This window comes from Mesorhizobium shonense, assembly GCF_040545255.1.
In the GTDB taxonomy this organism is placed as follows: domain Bacteria; phylum Pseudomonadota; class Alphaproteobacteria; order Rhizobiales; family Rhizobiaceae; genus Mesorhizobium; species Mesorhizobium shonense.
On the sequence record NZ_JBEPLM010000002.1, the window covers coordinates 656,143 to 670,349 of the forward strand.

General features: G+C 63.9%; 14 protein-coding genes. 10 read left to right on the forward strand and 4 right to left on the reverse strand.

The annotated features are described in order from the left end of the window. The first annotated feature begins 76 nt into the window (after positions 1–76). Entirely contained in the window at positions 77–787 is a 711-nt protein-coding gene (locus ABID26_RS08675; protein WP_126098879.1) for a DNA helicase, read from the forward strand. A gap of 52 nt (positions 788–839) precedes the next feature. Next, positions 840–1,397, forward strand: a complete 558-nt coding sequence (locus tag ABID26_RS08680) for a GNAT family N-acetyltransferase (protein ID WP_292299977.1) — start codon at positions 840–842, stop codon at positions 1,395–1,397. Between the two features lie 96 nt (positions 1,398–1,493). On the opposite strand, the gene ABID26_RS08685 is transcribed toward ABID26_RS08680, so the two are convergent. Continuing rightward, complete coding sequence (locus ABID26_RS08685; RefSeq protein ID WP_126098881.1) at positions 1,494–1,880, reverse strand: DUF983 domain-containing protein; 387 nt, start codon at positions 1,878–1,880, stop codon at positions 1,494–1,496. Positions 1,881–1,992: 112 nt separating this feature from the next. Between ABID26_RS08685 and ABID26_RS08690 the strand changes: the two genes are divergently transcribed. Further along, entirely contained in the window at positions 1,993–3,369 is a 1,377-nt protein-coding gene (locus ABID26_RS08690; protein ID WP_189521498.1) for an aminotransferase-like domain-containing protein, read from the forward strand. Positions 3,370–3,401: 32 nt separating this feature from the next. On the opposite strand, the gene ABID26_RS08695 is transcribed toward ABID26_RS08690, so the two are convergent. The 3 genes from ABID26_RS08695 to ABID26_RS08705 form a co-directional block, all read right to left on the reverse strand. Continuing rightward, on the reverse strand, positions 3,402–4,583 hold the full coding sequence (locus tag ABID26_RS08695) for an MFS transporter (protein ID WP_292299981.1): 1,182 nt from the start codon (positions 4,581–4,583) through the stop codon (positions 3,402–3,404). Between the two features lie 81 nt (positions 4,584–4,664). Further along, positions 4,665–4,922 (reverse strand): DUF2061 domain-containing protein, encoded by a 258-nt coding sequence (locus ABID26_RS08700; protein WP_126098884.1) that lies wholly within the window; start codon positions 4,920–4,922, stop codon positions 4,665–4,667. A gap of 141 nt (positions 4,923–5,063) precedes the next feature. After that, positions 5,064–6,728 carry a Na/Pi cotransporter family protein gene (locus ABID26_RS08705; protein ID WP_292299984.1) on the reverse strand — a complete coding sequence of 555 codons (1,665 nt, stop codon included), beginning with the start codon at positions 6,726–6,728 and terminating at the stop codon, positions 5,064–5,066. Between the two features lie 363 nt (positions 6,729–7,091). Between ABID26_RS08705 and ABID26_RS08710 the strand changes: the two genes are divergently transcribed. The 7 genes from ABID26_RS08710 to ABID26_RS08740 all read left to right on the forward strand — a co-directional run bounded on the left by ABID26_RS08710 (position 7,092) and on the right by ABID26_RS08740 (position 14,176). After that, positions 7,092–7,454 (forward strand): RcnB family protein, encoded by a 363-nt coding sequence (locus tag ABID26_RS08710; RefSeq protein WP_292299986.1) that lies wholly within the window; start codon positions 7,092–7,094, stop codon positions 7,452–7,454. Positions 7,455–7,593: 139 nt separating this feature from the next. Beyond that, the gene (gene dnaG, locus ABID26_RS08715; protein WP_292299988.1) at positions 7,594–9,540 is read left to right on the forward strand and encodes a DNA primase; all 1,947 of its coding nucleotides are present in this window, start codon (positions 7,594–7,596) and stop codon (positions 9,538–9,540) included. Between the two features lie 422 nt (positions 9,541–9,962). Then, complete coding sequence (gene rpoD / locus ABID26_RS08720) at positions 9,963–11,996, forward strand: RNA polymerase sigma factor RpoD (protein WP_126098888.1); 2,034 nt, start codon at positions 9,963–9,965, stop codon at positions 11,994–11,996. 206 nt (positions 11,997–12,202) lie between these two features. Next, positions 12,203–12,496 (forward strand): GYD domain-containing protein, encoded by a 294-nt coding sequence (locus ABID26_RS08725; RefSeq protein WP_126098889.1) that lies wholly within the window; start codon positions 12,203–12,205, stop codon positions 12,494–12,496. A 77-nt stretch (positions 12,497–12,573) separates the two neighbouring features. After that, the gene (locus ABID26_RS08730; RefSeq protein WP_126098890.1) at positions 12,574–12,954 is read left to right on the forward strand and encodes a thiol-disulfide oxidoreductase DCC family protein; all 381 of its coding nucleotides are present in this window, start codon (positions 12,574–12,576) and stop codon (positions 12,952–12,954) included. Between the two features lie 126 nt (positions 12,955–13,080). Then, entirely contained in the window at positions 13,081–13,758 is a 678-nt protein-coding gene (locus tag ABID26_RS08735; protein WP_292299991.1) for a PadR family transcriptional regulator, read from the forward strand. A 124-nt stretch (positions 13,759–13,882) separates the two neighbouring features. Continuing rightward, positions 13,883–14,176 (forward strand): HlyU family transcriptional regulator, encoded by a 294-nt coding sequence (locus tag ABID26_RS08740; protein WP_126098892.1) that lies wholly within the window; start codon positions 13,883–13,885, stop codon positions 14,174–14,176. Positions 14,177–14,207: the final 31 nt, after the last annotated feature.

Sequence of the window (14,207 nt, forward strand, 5' to 3'; positions counted from 1 at the left end):
TCGATCGCTGAACCGACTGTTCGAGCACCAGGCATAAGGAGGGGTTGCCAAGACTGCTCGCACCAGGAGGTTTTCGATGCGCCTTTCCGTGCCCGTCTATCATCTGAAGCGTCAGGCCAGGCTCTTATCCCGCAGGGATAGAATGCCGCTTCACCAAGCCCTTGATCGTGTCGCTGCGGGGGAGGGCTTCGCCAGCTGGAGCCTGCTTGCAGCAAAGGCGGCCGAGGCTGCGCCTGCCACCAATCTGTTCGCGCAATTGACATCCGGGGATCTCGTGCTGGTCGGCGCCAGGCCGGGGCAGGGCAAGACCTTGATGAGCCTCGAGCTGGCGGTCGAGGCGATGAAGTCCGGCCGACGCAGCGTGTTCTTCACGCTGGAGTATACGCACACGGACATTCTGGGCCGGTTTCGCGTCATCGGGGGCGAGCCGGCGCTTTTCGACGGCCTGTTCGAATTCGACAATTCGGACACCATCTGTGCCGACTACATCATCGGCAAGCTGCGGACGGCGCCTCGTGGGACGCTGGCGGTCATCGACTACCTGCAACTGCTCGATCAGAGGCGCGAGAATCCGGAGTTGATGGTTCAGGTTTCCACGCTGAGGTCTTTCGCGCGCGACAGGGGACTGATCCTGGTCTTTATCTCGCAGATCGACCGGTCATACGATGCGTCGAAGAAGCCATTTCCCGACCTGGGCGATATCCGGCTGCCGAATCCGCTGGATTTGTCGCTCTTCGACAAGACATGTTTCCTGAACAAGGGCGAGATCCAATTCCAGGCAGCTTGAGGGCAATCCTGGCCGCGGCTATGCCTGCCCACCTCGCAAAGGACACGGGGCCATGATCGAAATCGTCAAGCCCGCGCTCGAACACCTGCCGTCCTACAAGGTGGCGTTGGAGCGCGGCTGGTCGCCCGACAATGTCCGGCTTCTGGAAGCGACACGTGAGCAGCTCGCTGCCATCGAGGAAGATCCGGTGGCATTTCTCGCCGGCCTTGACGATCCCGAGGCCAAGGGGCCGCCCATCACTTTGCCCGACGGGACAAAAGTGCCGCGCTTGCCCGGCTGCCGGCGCTGGATATGGGACGGCGAGGCTGCCGGCTCCATCGGGCTTCGCTGGCAGAAGGGCACGTCGGCGCTGCCGCCGCACGTGCTTGGCCATATCGGCTATGCCGTGGTGCCCTGGAAGCGGGGCCGCGGCTATGCCACCGAGGCGCTGCGGCTGATGCTGGTTGAGGCAAGGGCGGTGGGCCTCGGCTATGTCGAGATCACCACCGACCTCGACAATCCCGCTTCGCAGCAGGTGATCCTGGCCAATGGCGGCATTCTCGTCGGGCGGTTCGTCAAGCTTGCCGCCTATGGCGGCGCGGAGAGCCTCAAATACCGGATCGACCTTTAAAGCGCGTCGCGACGCGCTTTAAGTCGTTGTTTTGATGCATGCCGTTACCCCAGAACCGCTGTCCGGCCGACATGCATCAGGTCGCTTATCGCGCGCCTATTCGCCGGGCTTGGCCAGTCTTCCTTCTTCGGCCTTGTAGTAGAACTGGCTTGCCACTAGCCAGCCCTTGAGCGGCCTGAGCGGCGGGATGCAGGTTGCGAAAATCAACGGTACCGAAACAAGGGCGTGGAACCACATCGACGGCTCGAAGCTCACCTGCGCCCAGACGGCAAACAAGACGGAAGGCACGCAAGCAAAGCAGATGACGAAGAAGGCGGGACCGTCCGCCGGGTCGGCAAAGGAATAGTCGAGCCCACAGACATCGCATTTCGGCGCCAGCTTCAGAAATCCGTCGAACAGCCGGCCCTCTCCGCAGCGCGGGCAGCGGCCGCGGATTCCGACCCGCCAGGGTTCGAGGTGGGGATAGTGTGCGTGATCTTGCATGGTTGTCGCTCCGGGGACCTCGCATGGCATCCGATCGGCTTGAGGTCACTCATGCATACTAGTATCATGATTGTATGCATACAATGCGACAAAATGTATGGATAGCGGCGACATGAACGACGAGAGCGACCTCGGCTGGCTTTCCTGCCTGGAGGAGGGGCCTCGCCCGATCTATCTCAGAATTGTCGATGCGCTTGCGGCTGGACGTTCGAGCGGCCGTTTGCAGCCGGGCGATCGCTTGCCGCCGCAGCGCGAACTTGCCCGCGTGCTGGGGGTCGACCTGACCACCGTCACCAGGGCGTTCACCGAAGCCCGGCGCAGGAACCTGATCGACGCAACGGCCGGTCGCGGCACCTTCATCACGCCCGGAGAGCCGGAAGAGCCGATCCTCGACCTGAGCATGAACATCCCGCCGGCGCCTGTCGGATTCAGCCTGCCGGCATTGATCCGGAGCGGCATCGACGCGCTGCTCAAGCGCTCCAGCGCGGAGGCGCTGCTCTCTTATCATCCCGGGCCCGGTTCGCCGGCCGAACGCGCCGCCGGCTCGTCATGGCTTGCCGCAGCCGGGGGCAGGCTGCCCACAGAGCGCATTGCTGTCGGCTCGGGCGCGCAGGCGCTGCTGGCGGCTGTCCTTCTGTCGCAAACCGGCGAGGGCGACACGATCCTTACCGATGCGCTGACCTATCCCGGTCTGATCGCGCTGGCAGAGGCCACGGGGCGGAAGCTGGCTGGCGTCGGCCGCGACGATGACGGCATCCGTCCCGATGATCTGGAAGAGGCGGCGCGACGGCACGGCGCCCGTCTTCTTTATCTCAATCCGACCCTCCACAATCCGACCACGCTCACCGTGCCGGAGGGCCGGCGCCGGGAACTGGCGCGGATGGCGGGCAAACTCGGTTTGACCATCGTCGAGGACGATCCCTACAGCCTTCTGCTGACCTCGGCCCCGCCGGCCTTCCTCAGTATCACGCCGGAGCGGACCATCCATGTCGCGACACTGGCGAAATGCATCTCGCCTTTCCTGCGCACCGCTTTCCTTGCGGCGCCGGACGGACAAACCGTCGAGCGGATCGGGGCGGCAATCCGGGGCACCACGATGATGGCGCCGCCGCTGATGACGGGTCTTGCCTGCGAGTGGGTGCGAAGCGGCTTGGCCGGCGAGATCACGGCTGCGGTGCGTGCAGAAGCGGAGGCCAGGCAGGCAATCGCGCGCAAGATCCTGCCGGCAGGTTTCGCCTCGGCGGATTCGAGCCTGCATCTCTGGTATCCGCTCTCGGGGCGGTTGCGCTCTTCAGAGCTTGGCGACGCGGCCCGGCGCCGCGGATTGGCCATCAGTCCGGCAGCGGAGTTTTCCGTCGTGCCCGGCGTCGCGGACGGCTTGCGCCTGGCACTGGGCGCCGCATCCAGTCGGGAAAGGCTGGAAGAGGGCCTGCGCGGCTTGGTTTCCATCCTTGGAGGGGGCTCCCGGCAATCGCTGCCCGCGGTCTGAGGCGGCACAGCGATAACGCGGTGCGCGGCGTTCTATTCGGCTGCCGCCGGCAGCGGCGGCGTTGCGCGGCTTCGCCATTCCCAGGCCTGCGAGGCGACCGCCACCGCCACCGCCACCAGCATGGCGAGCGCGCCGGCGACCGGCAGGCTGCGATAGCCGAAGCCGGCATTGAGCATCGCAGCGCCCAGCGAGGCTGCGAGCGCTATCCCGACATTGAAGCCCGACGGGATCAGCGAGGAGGCAAGGTTCGAAGCATCCGCCGTCCAGGCGAGGATGCGGGTCTGGATCGGCGCGCCGATGGCGAAGTTGAGGCCGCCCCAGATGACGATCGCGACGATCATCGGCACCGGATAGGGGCTGACAGCATAGATCACGGCCAACATGACCGCCTGCAGGAAGAGCACGGCGATCAGCGACGGCATCAGCTTCCAGTCGGCAAGCTTGCCGCCCAGAAGAACGCCGATCGTGGCGCCGACGCCGTTGAGCAGCAGGACAAAGGGGATCAGGCTCTCGTCAAGGCCTGTGACTTCGATCAGCGTCGGCGTGATGTAGGTGAACAGGCCGAATTGGCCGATCATCAGCATCAGCATCAGGATGAGCGAGGTCCAGACCTGCTGGCGGCCGAGCACGCGCACTTCACGCGCAAGGCCGGCGGGCCGGTTGGCGGCGCCTGCCGTGCGCGGCAGCAGCGCGGCCATGGCGACGATCGCAACGACGCCCAGCGCGCACATCACCCAGAAGGTCGCCCGCCAGCCCCAGAGACCGCCGATCGCGGTGCCGGCCGGCACGCCGATGACGTTGGAGACCGTCAGCCCCGACAGGATAACCGCTACCGCCCGACCGCGCAGATCCTCGCGCACCAGGCCGACCGCGACCACCATGGCGACGCCGAAATAGCAGCCATGCGCCACGGCGGTTGCGATGCGCATGAGAAGCATCGAAGCGAAATCGGGCGCCAGCGCGCAAGCCGCCTGGCCAAGGGTGAAGGCGATCGTCAACCCGATGAGCAGCGCCTTTCGCGAGACCCTTCCGGTCGCAAGCGCCAGAAGCGGGCCGCCGATGGCGATGCCGCAGGCATAGCCGGAGACGAGATAGCCGGCGGTGGGCACGGAGACGCCAAGACCTTCCGCCACCTCCGGCAGCACGCCGGCGATGACGAATTCAGTCGTGCCGAAAGCGAAGGCGGCAATGAACAGGGCGATAAGGGGCACCATGGCGCGGAAAGCGATCCTGAATGAGTTGGCCTCAAACCATGGATGGACGCACCGGGCAATGCAGAAATTGTCGACGCCGCTTTAGCTTTTCTTGACCGGGTTTAGCTCTGCCTCGGTCGCCGACGACGAGGCCGGCTTCTTGTGCATGCCGAAAGGAATTTTCAGCCATGCTCGCTCATGAAGGTAAAAGAGCAGCGACTTTGTGACAACTTCAGTCCCACCGATGGCTGCAGCGAGCTTCACGCTTCCGGTTATGACCAGCGAGATGATCATGGTATCGACCGTGCCGGTGGCGCGCCAGGAAAGCGCCTTGATGAAGCTGCGCGAATGGGTGTCCATCGACTAAATCGTCCTCCGGTGGGCCTCGGATGTTTCCTTAGCCGACGGAGGAGAGGATGAGCAAAGACTAATTTTCCGCTTCGGCGCCGACGGCGGAATCTTGTTCCCAAGTTGATGTCACGACAGCAATTTTGCGGCTTGCTATCCGGCCTTCAGCCGCGAGCCGCCGAGCAGGCCACGCTCCTCCAGCACCGGGTAGGCCATGGAAGCAAGCAGCGAGTTGATCTGCTTGAGGTCGCGGATGGTGTCGAGGTGGATCGAACTGGTCTCGACGCTTTTGGCCGTGCCGTCGCGCAGGCGCACGAAGTGGCTCGCGCTGGTCTCTTTCTCGCGCTCGCGCAGCAGGTCCTTTTCCAGCACCAGTTGCCGGGCGGTCTCGGGATCGCGCGAGACCAGCACGTTGAAGGCAAGCCGCGCGTTGGCCAGCACCGAGGCATGGAAGGCGCTGAGCTCGCGCCAACCCTCGGATGTGAACTCCAGTCCGCGCTCCAGCTTCTTCCTGACATGCACCAGCATGTTGCGCACGATGATGTCGCCGACCTGCTCCAGCTTGACGCAGGCGCCGATCAGTTCCTGGCAGCGCAGCGCCTCGTCCTCGCTCAAGGGGTTCTTGGTGACCTTGGCGAGATAGAGTTTGATCGCCGCGTGCTTCTGGTCGACGCGGTCGTCGAGCGCCGCAAGCGCCTTGATCTTGTCGCTGTCGGCGCTCTCGTAGAGCTCGATGATGCGCTTCAGCATGATCTCGACCGTCTCGCAGACCCGCACCACTTCGCGCGTGGCGTTTGCCAGCGCCTGGCTCGGCGTGTCGAGGGCGCTTTCGTTCAGCGCCGACAATTCGACGACATCGAGCGCTGCCGCCGGCACCGGTCCGGCGCCGAGCGCCACGATCTTCTCGGAAGCGCGATAGACGAGGCCGGCGAGCGGCAATCCGGCAAGCAGAATGATCACGTTGAACAGGATATGGGCATTGACGATCTGGTCCGGTCCGGTCGCGCCGAGAAAGCCGACCGGCGGCTTCAGCGTCATGAACAGGATCAGCATGACCAGCGAGCCCATGCCGCGCATCAGAAGGTTGCCGACCGGCACCACGCGCACGCCCGGATCGGCATTGCGGGTAAGCAGTGGCGCGATGATCGAGGAGCCGAGATTGACGCCGAGCACCAGCACGATGCCGAGTTCCGGAGGGATGAAACCGCGGCCGGCCAGCGTCACCAGCAACAGCACGGCGGCGATGGAGGAATGAAACAGCCACGTGATCAGCGCGGCCAGCAGGTACGCGGTGACGAAATCGCCCGAGAAATAGTTGACGATCATCGGCATCAGCGTGCTCTGGCGCAACGGTTCCGAGGCCTGGCCGATCATCTCAAGCGACAGCAGCAATAGCCCGATACCGACCAGGATGCGGCCGAACTGGCGCCAGTCACGCCTCTCGGTGGCCATGAACATGAAGGTCCCAGCGACGAGGCAGATCGGCACCAGGAGCGACAGGTCGAAGGTCAGCAGCTTGACCACCAGTGCCGAGCCGATCTCGGCGCCGCGCACGGCAAGCTGCCCGGCGGCGCCCGATACGATACCGGCGCCGGCGAAGGAACCGACCAGCAGCGTCACGGCGGTGGAGCTTTGCAAGGCGATCGCGAGGCCGCAGCCGGCCAGAACCGCCATCAGCGGATTGCGCATGGTGGCGCGCAGCCTGTGGCGCAGCATATCGCCATAGGCGCGTTCGACGCCGGTCTTGACCAGGCGGGTGGCAAACAGCATCAGCGCCACCGCGCCGGCAAGGTGCAGAAGGACGACGGAACCGCTCATGCCCGGCCTCGCAATGAGGCGGCAAGGAAGGGGGAAAGGGCACGAATCACAAGCATTTCGAGGGTCGAGATTACTCCAAACAATTTTAGCCGGGTCATAAATTCTGCTCCGCTTGACCAGCGGCCGGCACGCGACGGCGCGTGTCGGAAATGGATGGAAGACATATTGGTTGCATCCGCCCGCGGCACCGGGCGGCCCGACGCGGTGCGATTGCCGGCCAAGGGTCAGTTCGGGTTTTTCTCTTTGTTGAAATGACCTTCACAAACATAGGAAATCATTACAGAATTGTAATCCAAGCGTTCAGTTTCGGTTCATGCGGCCGCGGCTATCTCCTTGCCTATCGATAACCAAGGAGTACCGACCATGAAACGTCTCATACTTTCCGTCGTCACCGGCTCGATGCTGGCCGCGTCGGCCTTTTCGGGGCAGGCCGCCCCGCTCGTTCAGCCGAGCGCGCCGCAGTCCAACTACACCCAGGTCGACTGGCAGAAGCCGGGCGTCGTGAAGAAGAAAGTCGTGGTCAAGAAGAAGGTGGTGGTTAAGCGCAGCCATTGGCGCAACGGCCAGAAATACGCCTCCTGGAAGCGCCATCAGGCGGTGCGCGACTGGCACCGTTATGGCCTGCGCCGCCCTGGTCCCGGCCAGGAATGGATCCGCGTCGGCAACGACTACCTGCTGGTCAGCATCGTCTCCGGTATCATCTTCGGCGCGATCGCCGCGCACTGACCCGGCAAACAATCCGAACGTTAGGGAAGGCGGCCGCTCGGCCGCCTTCTTTTTGTCTGTGAAAAGCGGGTACGATTGGCTTTGACGAGTCGTCGCGCCCGTGCGGCTCGATTATATGAGGGCAAACGAGCCTTTCCCGATGCGCTTTCCGCCCGCCTTCCTCGACGAGATACGCGACCGCGTGCCGATTTCCTCGGTGATCGGCCAGCGCGTTTCGTGGGACAGGAAGAAGACCAACGCGTCTCGCGGCGATTTTTGGGCGTGCTGCCCGTTCCACGGCGAGAAGAGCCCGTCCTTCCACTGCGAGGATAAGAAGGGCCGCTATCATTGTTTCGGCTGCTCGGTGTCGGGCGACCACTTCAAGTTCCTGACCGAGCACGACGGCATGAGCTTTCCCGAAGCGGTCGAAAAGATCGCCGAGATGGCCGGGGTGCCGATGCCGGTGCGCGACGCCGCGGAGGAACGGCGCGAGAAGGAGCGCGCCAGCCTGACCGACGTCATGGAGATGGCGACCGTCTTCTTCCAGGAGCGCCTGCAGGGGCCGGAAGGCGCCAAGGCCCGCGCCTATCTGCGCGATCGCGGCCTGACGCCGGCGACGCAGCAGTCGTTCCGGCTCGGCTATGCGCCGGACAGCCGCAACGCGCTCAAGGAATATCTCGCCGCCAAGGGCGTGCCAAAGGCCGACATCGAGGCCTGCGGGCTGGTGCGGCACGGCGACGACATTCCGGTCTCCTACGACTGGTTCCGCGACCGCATCATGTTTCCGATCCCGGATTCGCGCGGCAGGATCATCGCCTTCGGCGGGCGGGCGCTGGCGCCGGACGCTTTGGCCAAATACATGAACTCGCCCGAGACCGAACTCTTCCATAAAGGCAACGTGCTCTACAATTTCGCCCGCGCCCGCAAGGCTGTGGCGAAGGGCGGCACGGTGATTGCCGTCGAAGGCTATATGGACGTGATCGCGCTGGCGCAGGCCGGCTTCGAGAATGCCGTGGCGCCGCTCGGCACCGCGCTTACCGAAAACCAGCTCGAGCTTCTGTGGCGCATGGCCGGCGAGCCGGTACTTTGCTTCGACGGCGACCAGGCCGGGCTGAAGGCGGCATGGCGCGCCGCCGATCTGGCCCTGCCGACGATCCAGCCCGGCCGCTCGGCTCGCTTCGCGCTGCTGCCCGAAGGCAAGGACCCGGATGACCTGGTCAAGGCGGATGGGCCGGACGCTTTCCGCGCGGTGCTGGCGGAAGCGAGACCGCTTGCCGACCTTTTGTGGATGCGCGAGACAGCCGGCGGCGTGTTCGACACGCCGGAGCGGCGCGCCGAACTCGAAAAGAGGCTGCGTGAGATCACCAGCCGCATCCGCGACGAAAGCCTGCGTTACCACTATCAACAGGAGATGCGCGAACGCGTCTTAAGCTTCTTCGGCTCGCAGCGCGGCACGCGGCAAGGTCATCAACGCCAGGACGGTCGGCCGGGCGAGCGCGGCAGAGGTTCGGCGCCAGGCGGGGCGTTTGGCCGGGGCGCTGCCGGCGCACGCACAGCCATCACCGAAAGCCTCGGCCGCTCGGCGCTGGTCAAGCGGACGGGTGAAGCCATGTCGATGCGCGAGGCGACGATCATCGTGGCGCTCATCAACCATCCGGCGCTGATCGACGAGAATTTCGCGCATGTCGAATTCCTCGACCTCGCCAATTCGGACCTGCGGCGACTGCACGCCGCTATCCTCGACGCGATGGCACATGATGCGGCCGACGACCGCGACGCGGTGATCGCCACGATCGTGCGCGCCGGGTGCGGCGACATCTGGGAGCGTGCGGTCGCGCTGATCAAGCGCGCAAGGCAGTGGCCGGCGCTCGAAACCGCGGGACTTGACGATGCCCGCGACGCCTTCAACCAAGCGCTGCACTTGCAGCGCAGCGCGCGCACCTTACATAGAGAGCTGAAACAGGCGCAGGCGGCGCTCGATGCAGACCCTTCGGATGAAAACTTCCGGCATCTCGTCGAGATTCAAGCGCAATTCAACGATATGCAGGCAACGGAAGCGCTGATCGAAGGGTTCGGCGTTTCATCGGGCAGGGTTGGACGCGTTTAGGTGCGAATCTGCCCCGAAATGAAGTGGAAATATGCAGGCGCGTCGAAACGACGCCTCTAAGTCGGGTAATTGATTCGCTTTTTTCATGCGAATCATGCCAGAGGCGCTTGACCTTCTGGCAGATTGGCGGAATCAGGACGATTCGAAACGTTAACCGTGCCCCGGCTGCGGCGGGAAATTTTGAGCGATGCGAAGTTCTGGTCACTGGACAGGCAAAAGGCCTGCCACAGATACCAGGGTTAATCTGGACTTAATGCATGTCGCCCAAAAAGTGGAGACCGTTTTGGGGCAACGACATGCACCAAACAAAGAGATGATGCGGTTGCTGGCCCGGTAAGAAGCGTTCTGGTGCGAACGCAATCGGTATGACCGGTTCCGGCAGCTTACGCGGTCGATACTAGGCCGCTTGGAGACGACAAAGAATGGCGACAAAGGAAAAGGAAGAGGTCGAGACCGAACGTGAAGGCGCCACCGATGGCCCTCTGCTCGACCTTTCCGATGATGCTGTCAAGAAGATGATCAAGGCCGCCAAGAAACGCGGCTATGTGACCATGGACGAGCTGAACTCGGTGCTGCCTTCGGAGGAAGTGACCTCCGAGCAGATCGAGGACACTATGGCGATGCTGTCCGACATGGGCATCAACGTCGTCGAGGACGACGAGCAGGGCGAGGAAGCGGAGGCGGCCGATTCGGGCGGCGATTCGGAAGAAGACGCCAACGAGCTTGCCGAGCAGACCGGCACCGCCGTCGCCACCACGACCACCAAGAAAGAGCCGACCGACCGCACCGACGACCCGGTGCGCATGTATCTGCGCGAGATGGGCTCGGTCGAGCTTCTGTCGCGCGAAGGCGAAATCGCGATCGCCAAGCGCATCGAGGCCGGCCGCGAGACGATGATCGCGGGCCTGTGCGAGAGCCCGCTGACCTTCCAGGCCATCATCATCTGGCGCGACGAGCTCAACGAATCGAAGATCCTGCTGCGCGAGATCATCGATCTCGAAGCGACCTATGCCGGTCCCGAGGCCAAGCAGGCGCCGGTCGTCGAACGCATCGAGGAAGCGCCCAAGCCCGAGGAAAAGCCGCGCGGCCGCGCGGCGGCGCGCGAGGAAGAAGACGACATCACCAATGTCGGCGGCGGCGACACCCGCGGGCTGGAAGAAGAGGAAGACGACGAGGACGAGGCAAGCCTGTCGCTCGCCGCGATGGAAGCGGAACTGCGCCCGCAGGTGATGGAGACGCTCGACGTCATCGCCGACACCTACAAGAAGCTGCGCAAGCTGCAGGACCAGCAGGTCGAGAACCGTCTCGCCGCCGCCGGCACGCTTTCGCCCAGCCAGGATCGCCGGCTGAAAGAGCTGAAGGACCAGCTCATCAAGGCGGTGAAGTCGCTGTCGCTCAACACCGCGCGCATCGAGGCGCTGGTCGAGCAGCTCTACGATATCAACAAGCGCCTGGTGCAGAACGAGGGCAAGCTGCTTCGGCTCGCCGAGAGCTATGGCGTTCGCCGCGAGGAATTCCTCAAGGAATATCAGGGTTCGGAGCTCGATCCGAACTGGACGCGCTCGATCGCCAACCTGACGTCGCGCGGCTGGAAGGAGTTCACCAAGAACGAGAAGGACGCAATCAAGGATCTGCGCGCCGAGATACAGAGCCTCGCCACCGAGACGGCGATCTCGATCCTGGAATTCCGCAAGATCGTCAACCAGGTGCAGAAGGGCGAGCGCGAGGCCGCGATCGCCAAGAAGGAAATGGTGGAGGCGAACCTTCGCCTCGTCATCTCGATCGCCAAGAAATACACCAACCGCGGCCTGCAGTTCCTCGACCTGATCCAGGAAGGCAATATCGGCCTGATGAAGGCGGTTGACAAATTCGAATACCGCCGCGGCTACAAGTTCTCGACCTACGCGACGTGGTGGATCCGGCAGGCGATCACCCGCTCGATCGCCGACCAGGCGCGCACCATCCGCATCCCGGTGCACATGATCGAGACGATCAACAAGATCGTGCGCACTTCGCGCCAGATGCTGCACGAGATCGGCCGCGAGCCGACGCCGGAGGAACTGGCCGAGAAGCTCGCCATGCCGCTGGAAAAAGTGCGCAAGGTGCTGAAGATCGCCAAGGAGCCGATCTCGCTCGAAACGCCGGTGGGCGACGAGGAGGATTCGCATCTCGGCGACTTCATCGAGGACAAGATGGCGATCCTGCCGATCGATGCGGCGATCCAGGCCAATCTGCGCGAGACGACGACACGTGTGCTCGCCTCGCTGACGCCGCGCGAGGAACGCGTGCTCAGAATGCGCTTCGGCATCGGCATGAACACCGACCACACGTTGGAAGAGGTCGGCCAGCAGTTCTCGGTCACCCGCGAGCGCATCCGCCAGATCGAGGCCAAGGCGCTGCGCAAGCTCAAGCATCCGAGTCGGTCGCGCAAGCTCAGAAGCTTCCTCGACAGCTGATACGAAAATCACAGACAGGCAAAATCGAAGGGCGTCTTAGGCGCCCTTTTTTGCGTCTCCAGCCACCGCGTTGCCTTGCCGGAGCTGCCCGACAGGAGTTTAATTTCAAGGTCGGATGCATTTCTGGGCGACAAGCCGGATGCCCGCCCCGACGCCGGCCGTAACGGCCAGGCGTCGCGCTCCGCGGCACCGGAGGGAGGTGTGCCATGACGACCTACATCATGCTGATCAACTGGACGGAGCAGGGCGCCAAGAACGTACGTGAGTCGCCGAAGCGGCTCGACGCCGCCAAGAAGCAACTGAGCGAGATGGGCGGTTCGTTCAAGGCGTTTTATCTGACCATGGGCGAGTGCGACATGGTGGCCGTGGTCGAGGCGCCGGACGATGCGGTGCTCGCCCGTTTCGCGCTGATGCTGTCGTCGGGCGGCAGTGTACGAACGCGCACGCTCAAGGCCTTCCCGGAATTCGCCTATCGCGAGATCATCACCTCGCTCGGGTGAAGCGGCGACAGAGACAAGGCTCCATTGGAGCTGCGCGTCACATTGCGATGCCACACCGCGTCGCCGATAGTCGCGCGATGTCCAAGCCTCGGCTCACTGTCTGGTACAACACGCGCTGTCCGGTCTGCGATGCCGGCATCAGGCGCCAAAGGCGGCGGCTGATCGAGGCGGTCAAGGCAGGCGGCGTCGAATTCCGCGACATCAATTTCGAACCGGCGGCGCTGGCCGGACATGGCGCCTCGCTGGAGGACATCCGCCGCCGGCTGCATGCTACCGATGCCGAGGGCAGGCTGCTGGTCGGCGCCGATGTGGCGGTCGCGGTCTGGCGGATAACGCCGGGCGAAAGCTGGCTGGCGACATTGTTCGGCAACCCGGTTGCGCTGCCGCTGACACGCTTTGCCTATGACCGTTTCGCCGATCTTCTCTACGCCTGGAATCGCCGCAAAGGCCGCTGGTAGCTCGCTTGATCCGCGTGGGCGCAGTCATTTGGCTACAGTCGCGATACATCGTAAGATATATCTTGACTCTGTGAGCGCCGAGGCCTAATTAAGATATATCGTAAGATAGAGCTCAAGGAGCAATCCATGCACAAGCATTTCGGACACAACCATTTCGGCGAGCGCATGTTCATGCATATGGCCGGCCGTTTCGGCGGCCGCGGCGGCGGCTTCGGGCCGTTCGGGCACGGAATGCGCGGCGGCGGGCGCGGCGGCCCGGGCGACATGTTCCGCGCCGGCCGCATGCTGGCCGATGGCGATCTCAAGCTGATCACGCTGTCGCTTCTGGCCGAGGCGCCGCGGCACGGCTACGACATCATCAAGGCGCTGGAGGAGCGCACCAGCGGCATCTACAGCCCGAGCCCGGGAGTGGTCTATCCGACCCTGACTTTCCTCGAGGAAGCGGGCTATGCCGTCTCGTCCAGCGAAGGCAACAAGAAGGTGTTCTCGATCACCGAGGCTGGCAGGGCGCATCTCGAGGAGAACCGCGAGACGATCGATAACGTGCTCGACCACCTCGAGCGTTTCGGCCGCAAGATGGCCAAGGCACGCGACTGGTTCGGCTGGAGCGACGATGGCGAGGACGGCGGCCGGCGCGGTCGTCATGAAAAGCGCGATGAAAAGCGCGACCGGTTTCGCGCGCTGCGCCATCGGCTGCGCGCCGCGCTCGGCGATATCGTCGATGCGCCGGAAGACAAGCAGGCCGAGGCGATCAGCATCCTGGAAGACGCCGCCGCGGCGCTCGAGGCCCTGTCGCGACGCTAAGGATGACGGCTGGCCCCGAAGGAGCTATTGCCCGCCAAGCCAATTTTTCGGGATCATGCCGTAGTGAAAATCGTCCTGCAACACGCTATGTGATGCAGGACGATTGCCGTTGGAGGATATTGAAATGTCTTTTCTGAAACGTCTTTTCGGCGGCGGTGGCGGCGAGGCAACAGAGGCTGGGGCCGCAAAGCCGGCAAAGCAGGTCGAGCACAAAGGATTCCTGATCAGCGCCACGCCCTACAAGGCAGACGGCCAGTACCAGACCTGCGGCGTCGTCTCCAAGGAAGTGGACGGCGTGATGAAGGAGCACCGCTTCATCCGCGCCGACCGTTTCGCCGGTCTGGACGACGCCGTCGACATCTCGATCAAGAAAGGCATCCAGCTCGTCGACGAGCAGGGCGAGCGGCTGTTCGGCTGAGCCGCTAAGGCGGCTTGCTGCCTTTTTGCCC

Excerpts from the sequence above, each read along its gene's own strand:
- ABID26_RS08680 (WP_292299977.1), top strand. The coding sequence starts at position 840 with ATGATCGAAATCGTCAAGCCCGCGCTCGAACACCTGCCGTCCTACAAG.
- rpoD (WP_126098888.1), top strand. The coding sequence starts at position 9,963 with ATGGCGACAAAGGAAAAGGAAGAGGTCGAGACCGAACGTGAAGGCGCC.
- ABID26_RS08685 (WP_126098881.1), bottom strand. The coding sequence starts at position 1,880 with ATGCAAGATCACGCACACTATCCCCACCTCGAACCCTGGCGGGTCGGA.
- ABID26_RS08700 (WP_126098884.1), bottom strand. The coding sequence starts at position 4,922 with ATGGACACCCATTCGCGCAGCTTCATCAAGGCGCTTTCCTGGCGCGCC.
- ABID26_RS08735 (WP_292299991.1), top strand. The coding sequence starts at position 13,081 with ATGCACAAGCATTTCGGACACAACCATTTCGGCGAGCGCATGTTCATG.
- ABID26_RS08675 (WP_126098879.1), top strand. The coding sequence starts at position 77 with ATGCGCCTTTCCGTGCCCGTCTATCATCTGAAGCGTCAGGCCAGGCTC.
- ABID26_RS08690 (WP_189521498.1), top strand. The coding sequence starts at position 1,993 with ATGAACGACGAGAGCGACCTCGGCTGGCTTTCCTGCCTGGAGGAGGGG.
- ABID26_RS08705 (WP_292299984.1), bottom strand. The coding sequence starts at position 6,728 with ATGAGCGGTTCCGTCGTCCTTCTGCACCTTGCCGGCGCGGTGGCGCTG.
- ABID26_RS08710 (WP_292299986.1), top strand. The coding sequence starts at position 7,092 with ATGAAACGTCTCATACTTTCCGTCGTCACCGGCTCGATGCTGGCCGCG.
- dnaG (WP_292299988.1), top strand. The coding sequence starts at position 7,594 with ATGCGCTTTCCGCCCGCCTTCCTCGACGAGATACGCGACCGCGTGCCG.
- ABID26_RS08740 (WP_126098892.1), top strand. The coding sequence starts at position 13,883 with ATGTCTTTTCTGAAACGTCTTTTCGGCGGCGGTGGCGGCGAGGCAACA.
- ABID26_RS08725 (WP_126098889.1), top strand. The coding sequence starts at position 12,203 with ATGACGACCTACATCATGCTGATCAACTGGACGGAGCAGGGCGCCAAG.
- ABID26_RS08730 (WP_126098890.1), top strand. The coding sequence starts at position 12,574 with ATGTCCAAGCCTCGGCTCACTGTCTGGTACAACACGCGCTGTCCGGTC.
- ABID26_RS08695 (WP_292299981.1), bottom strand. The coding sequence starts at position 4,583 with ATGGTGCCCCTTATCGCCCTGTTCATTGCCGCCTTCGCTTTCGGCACG.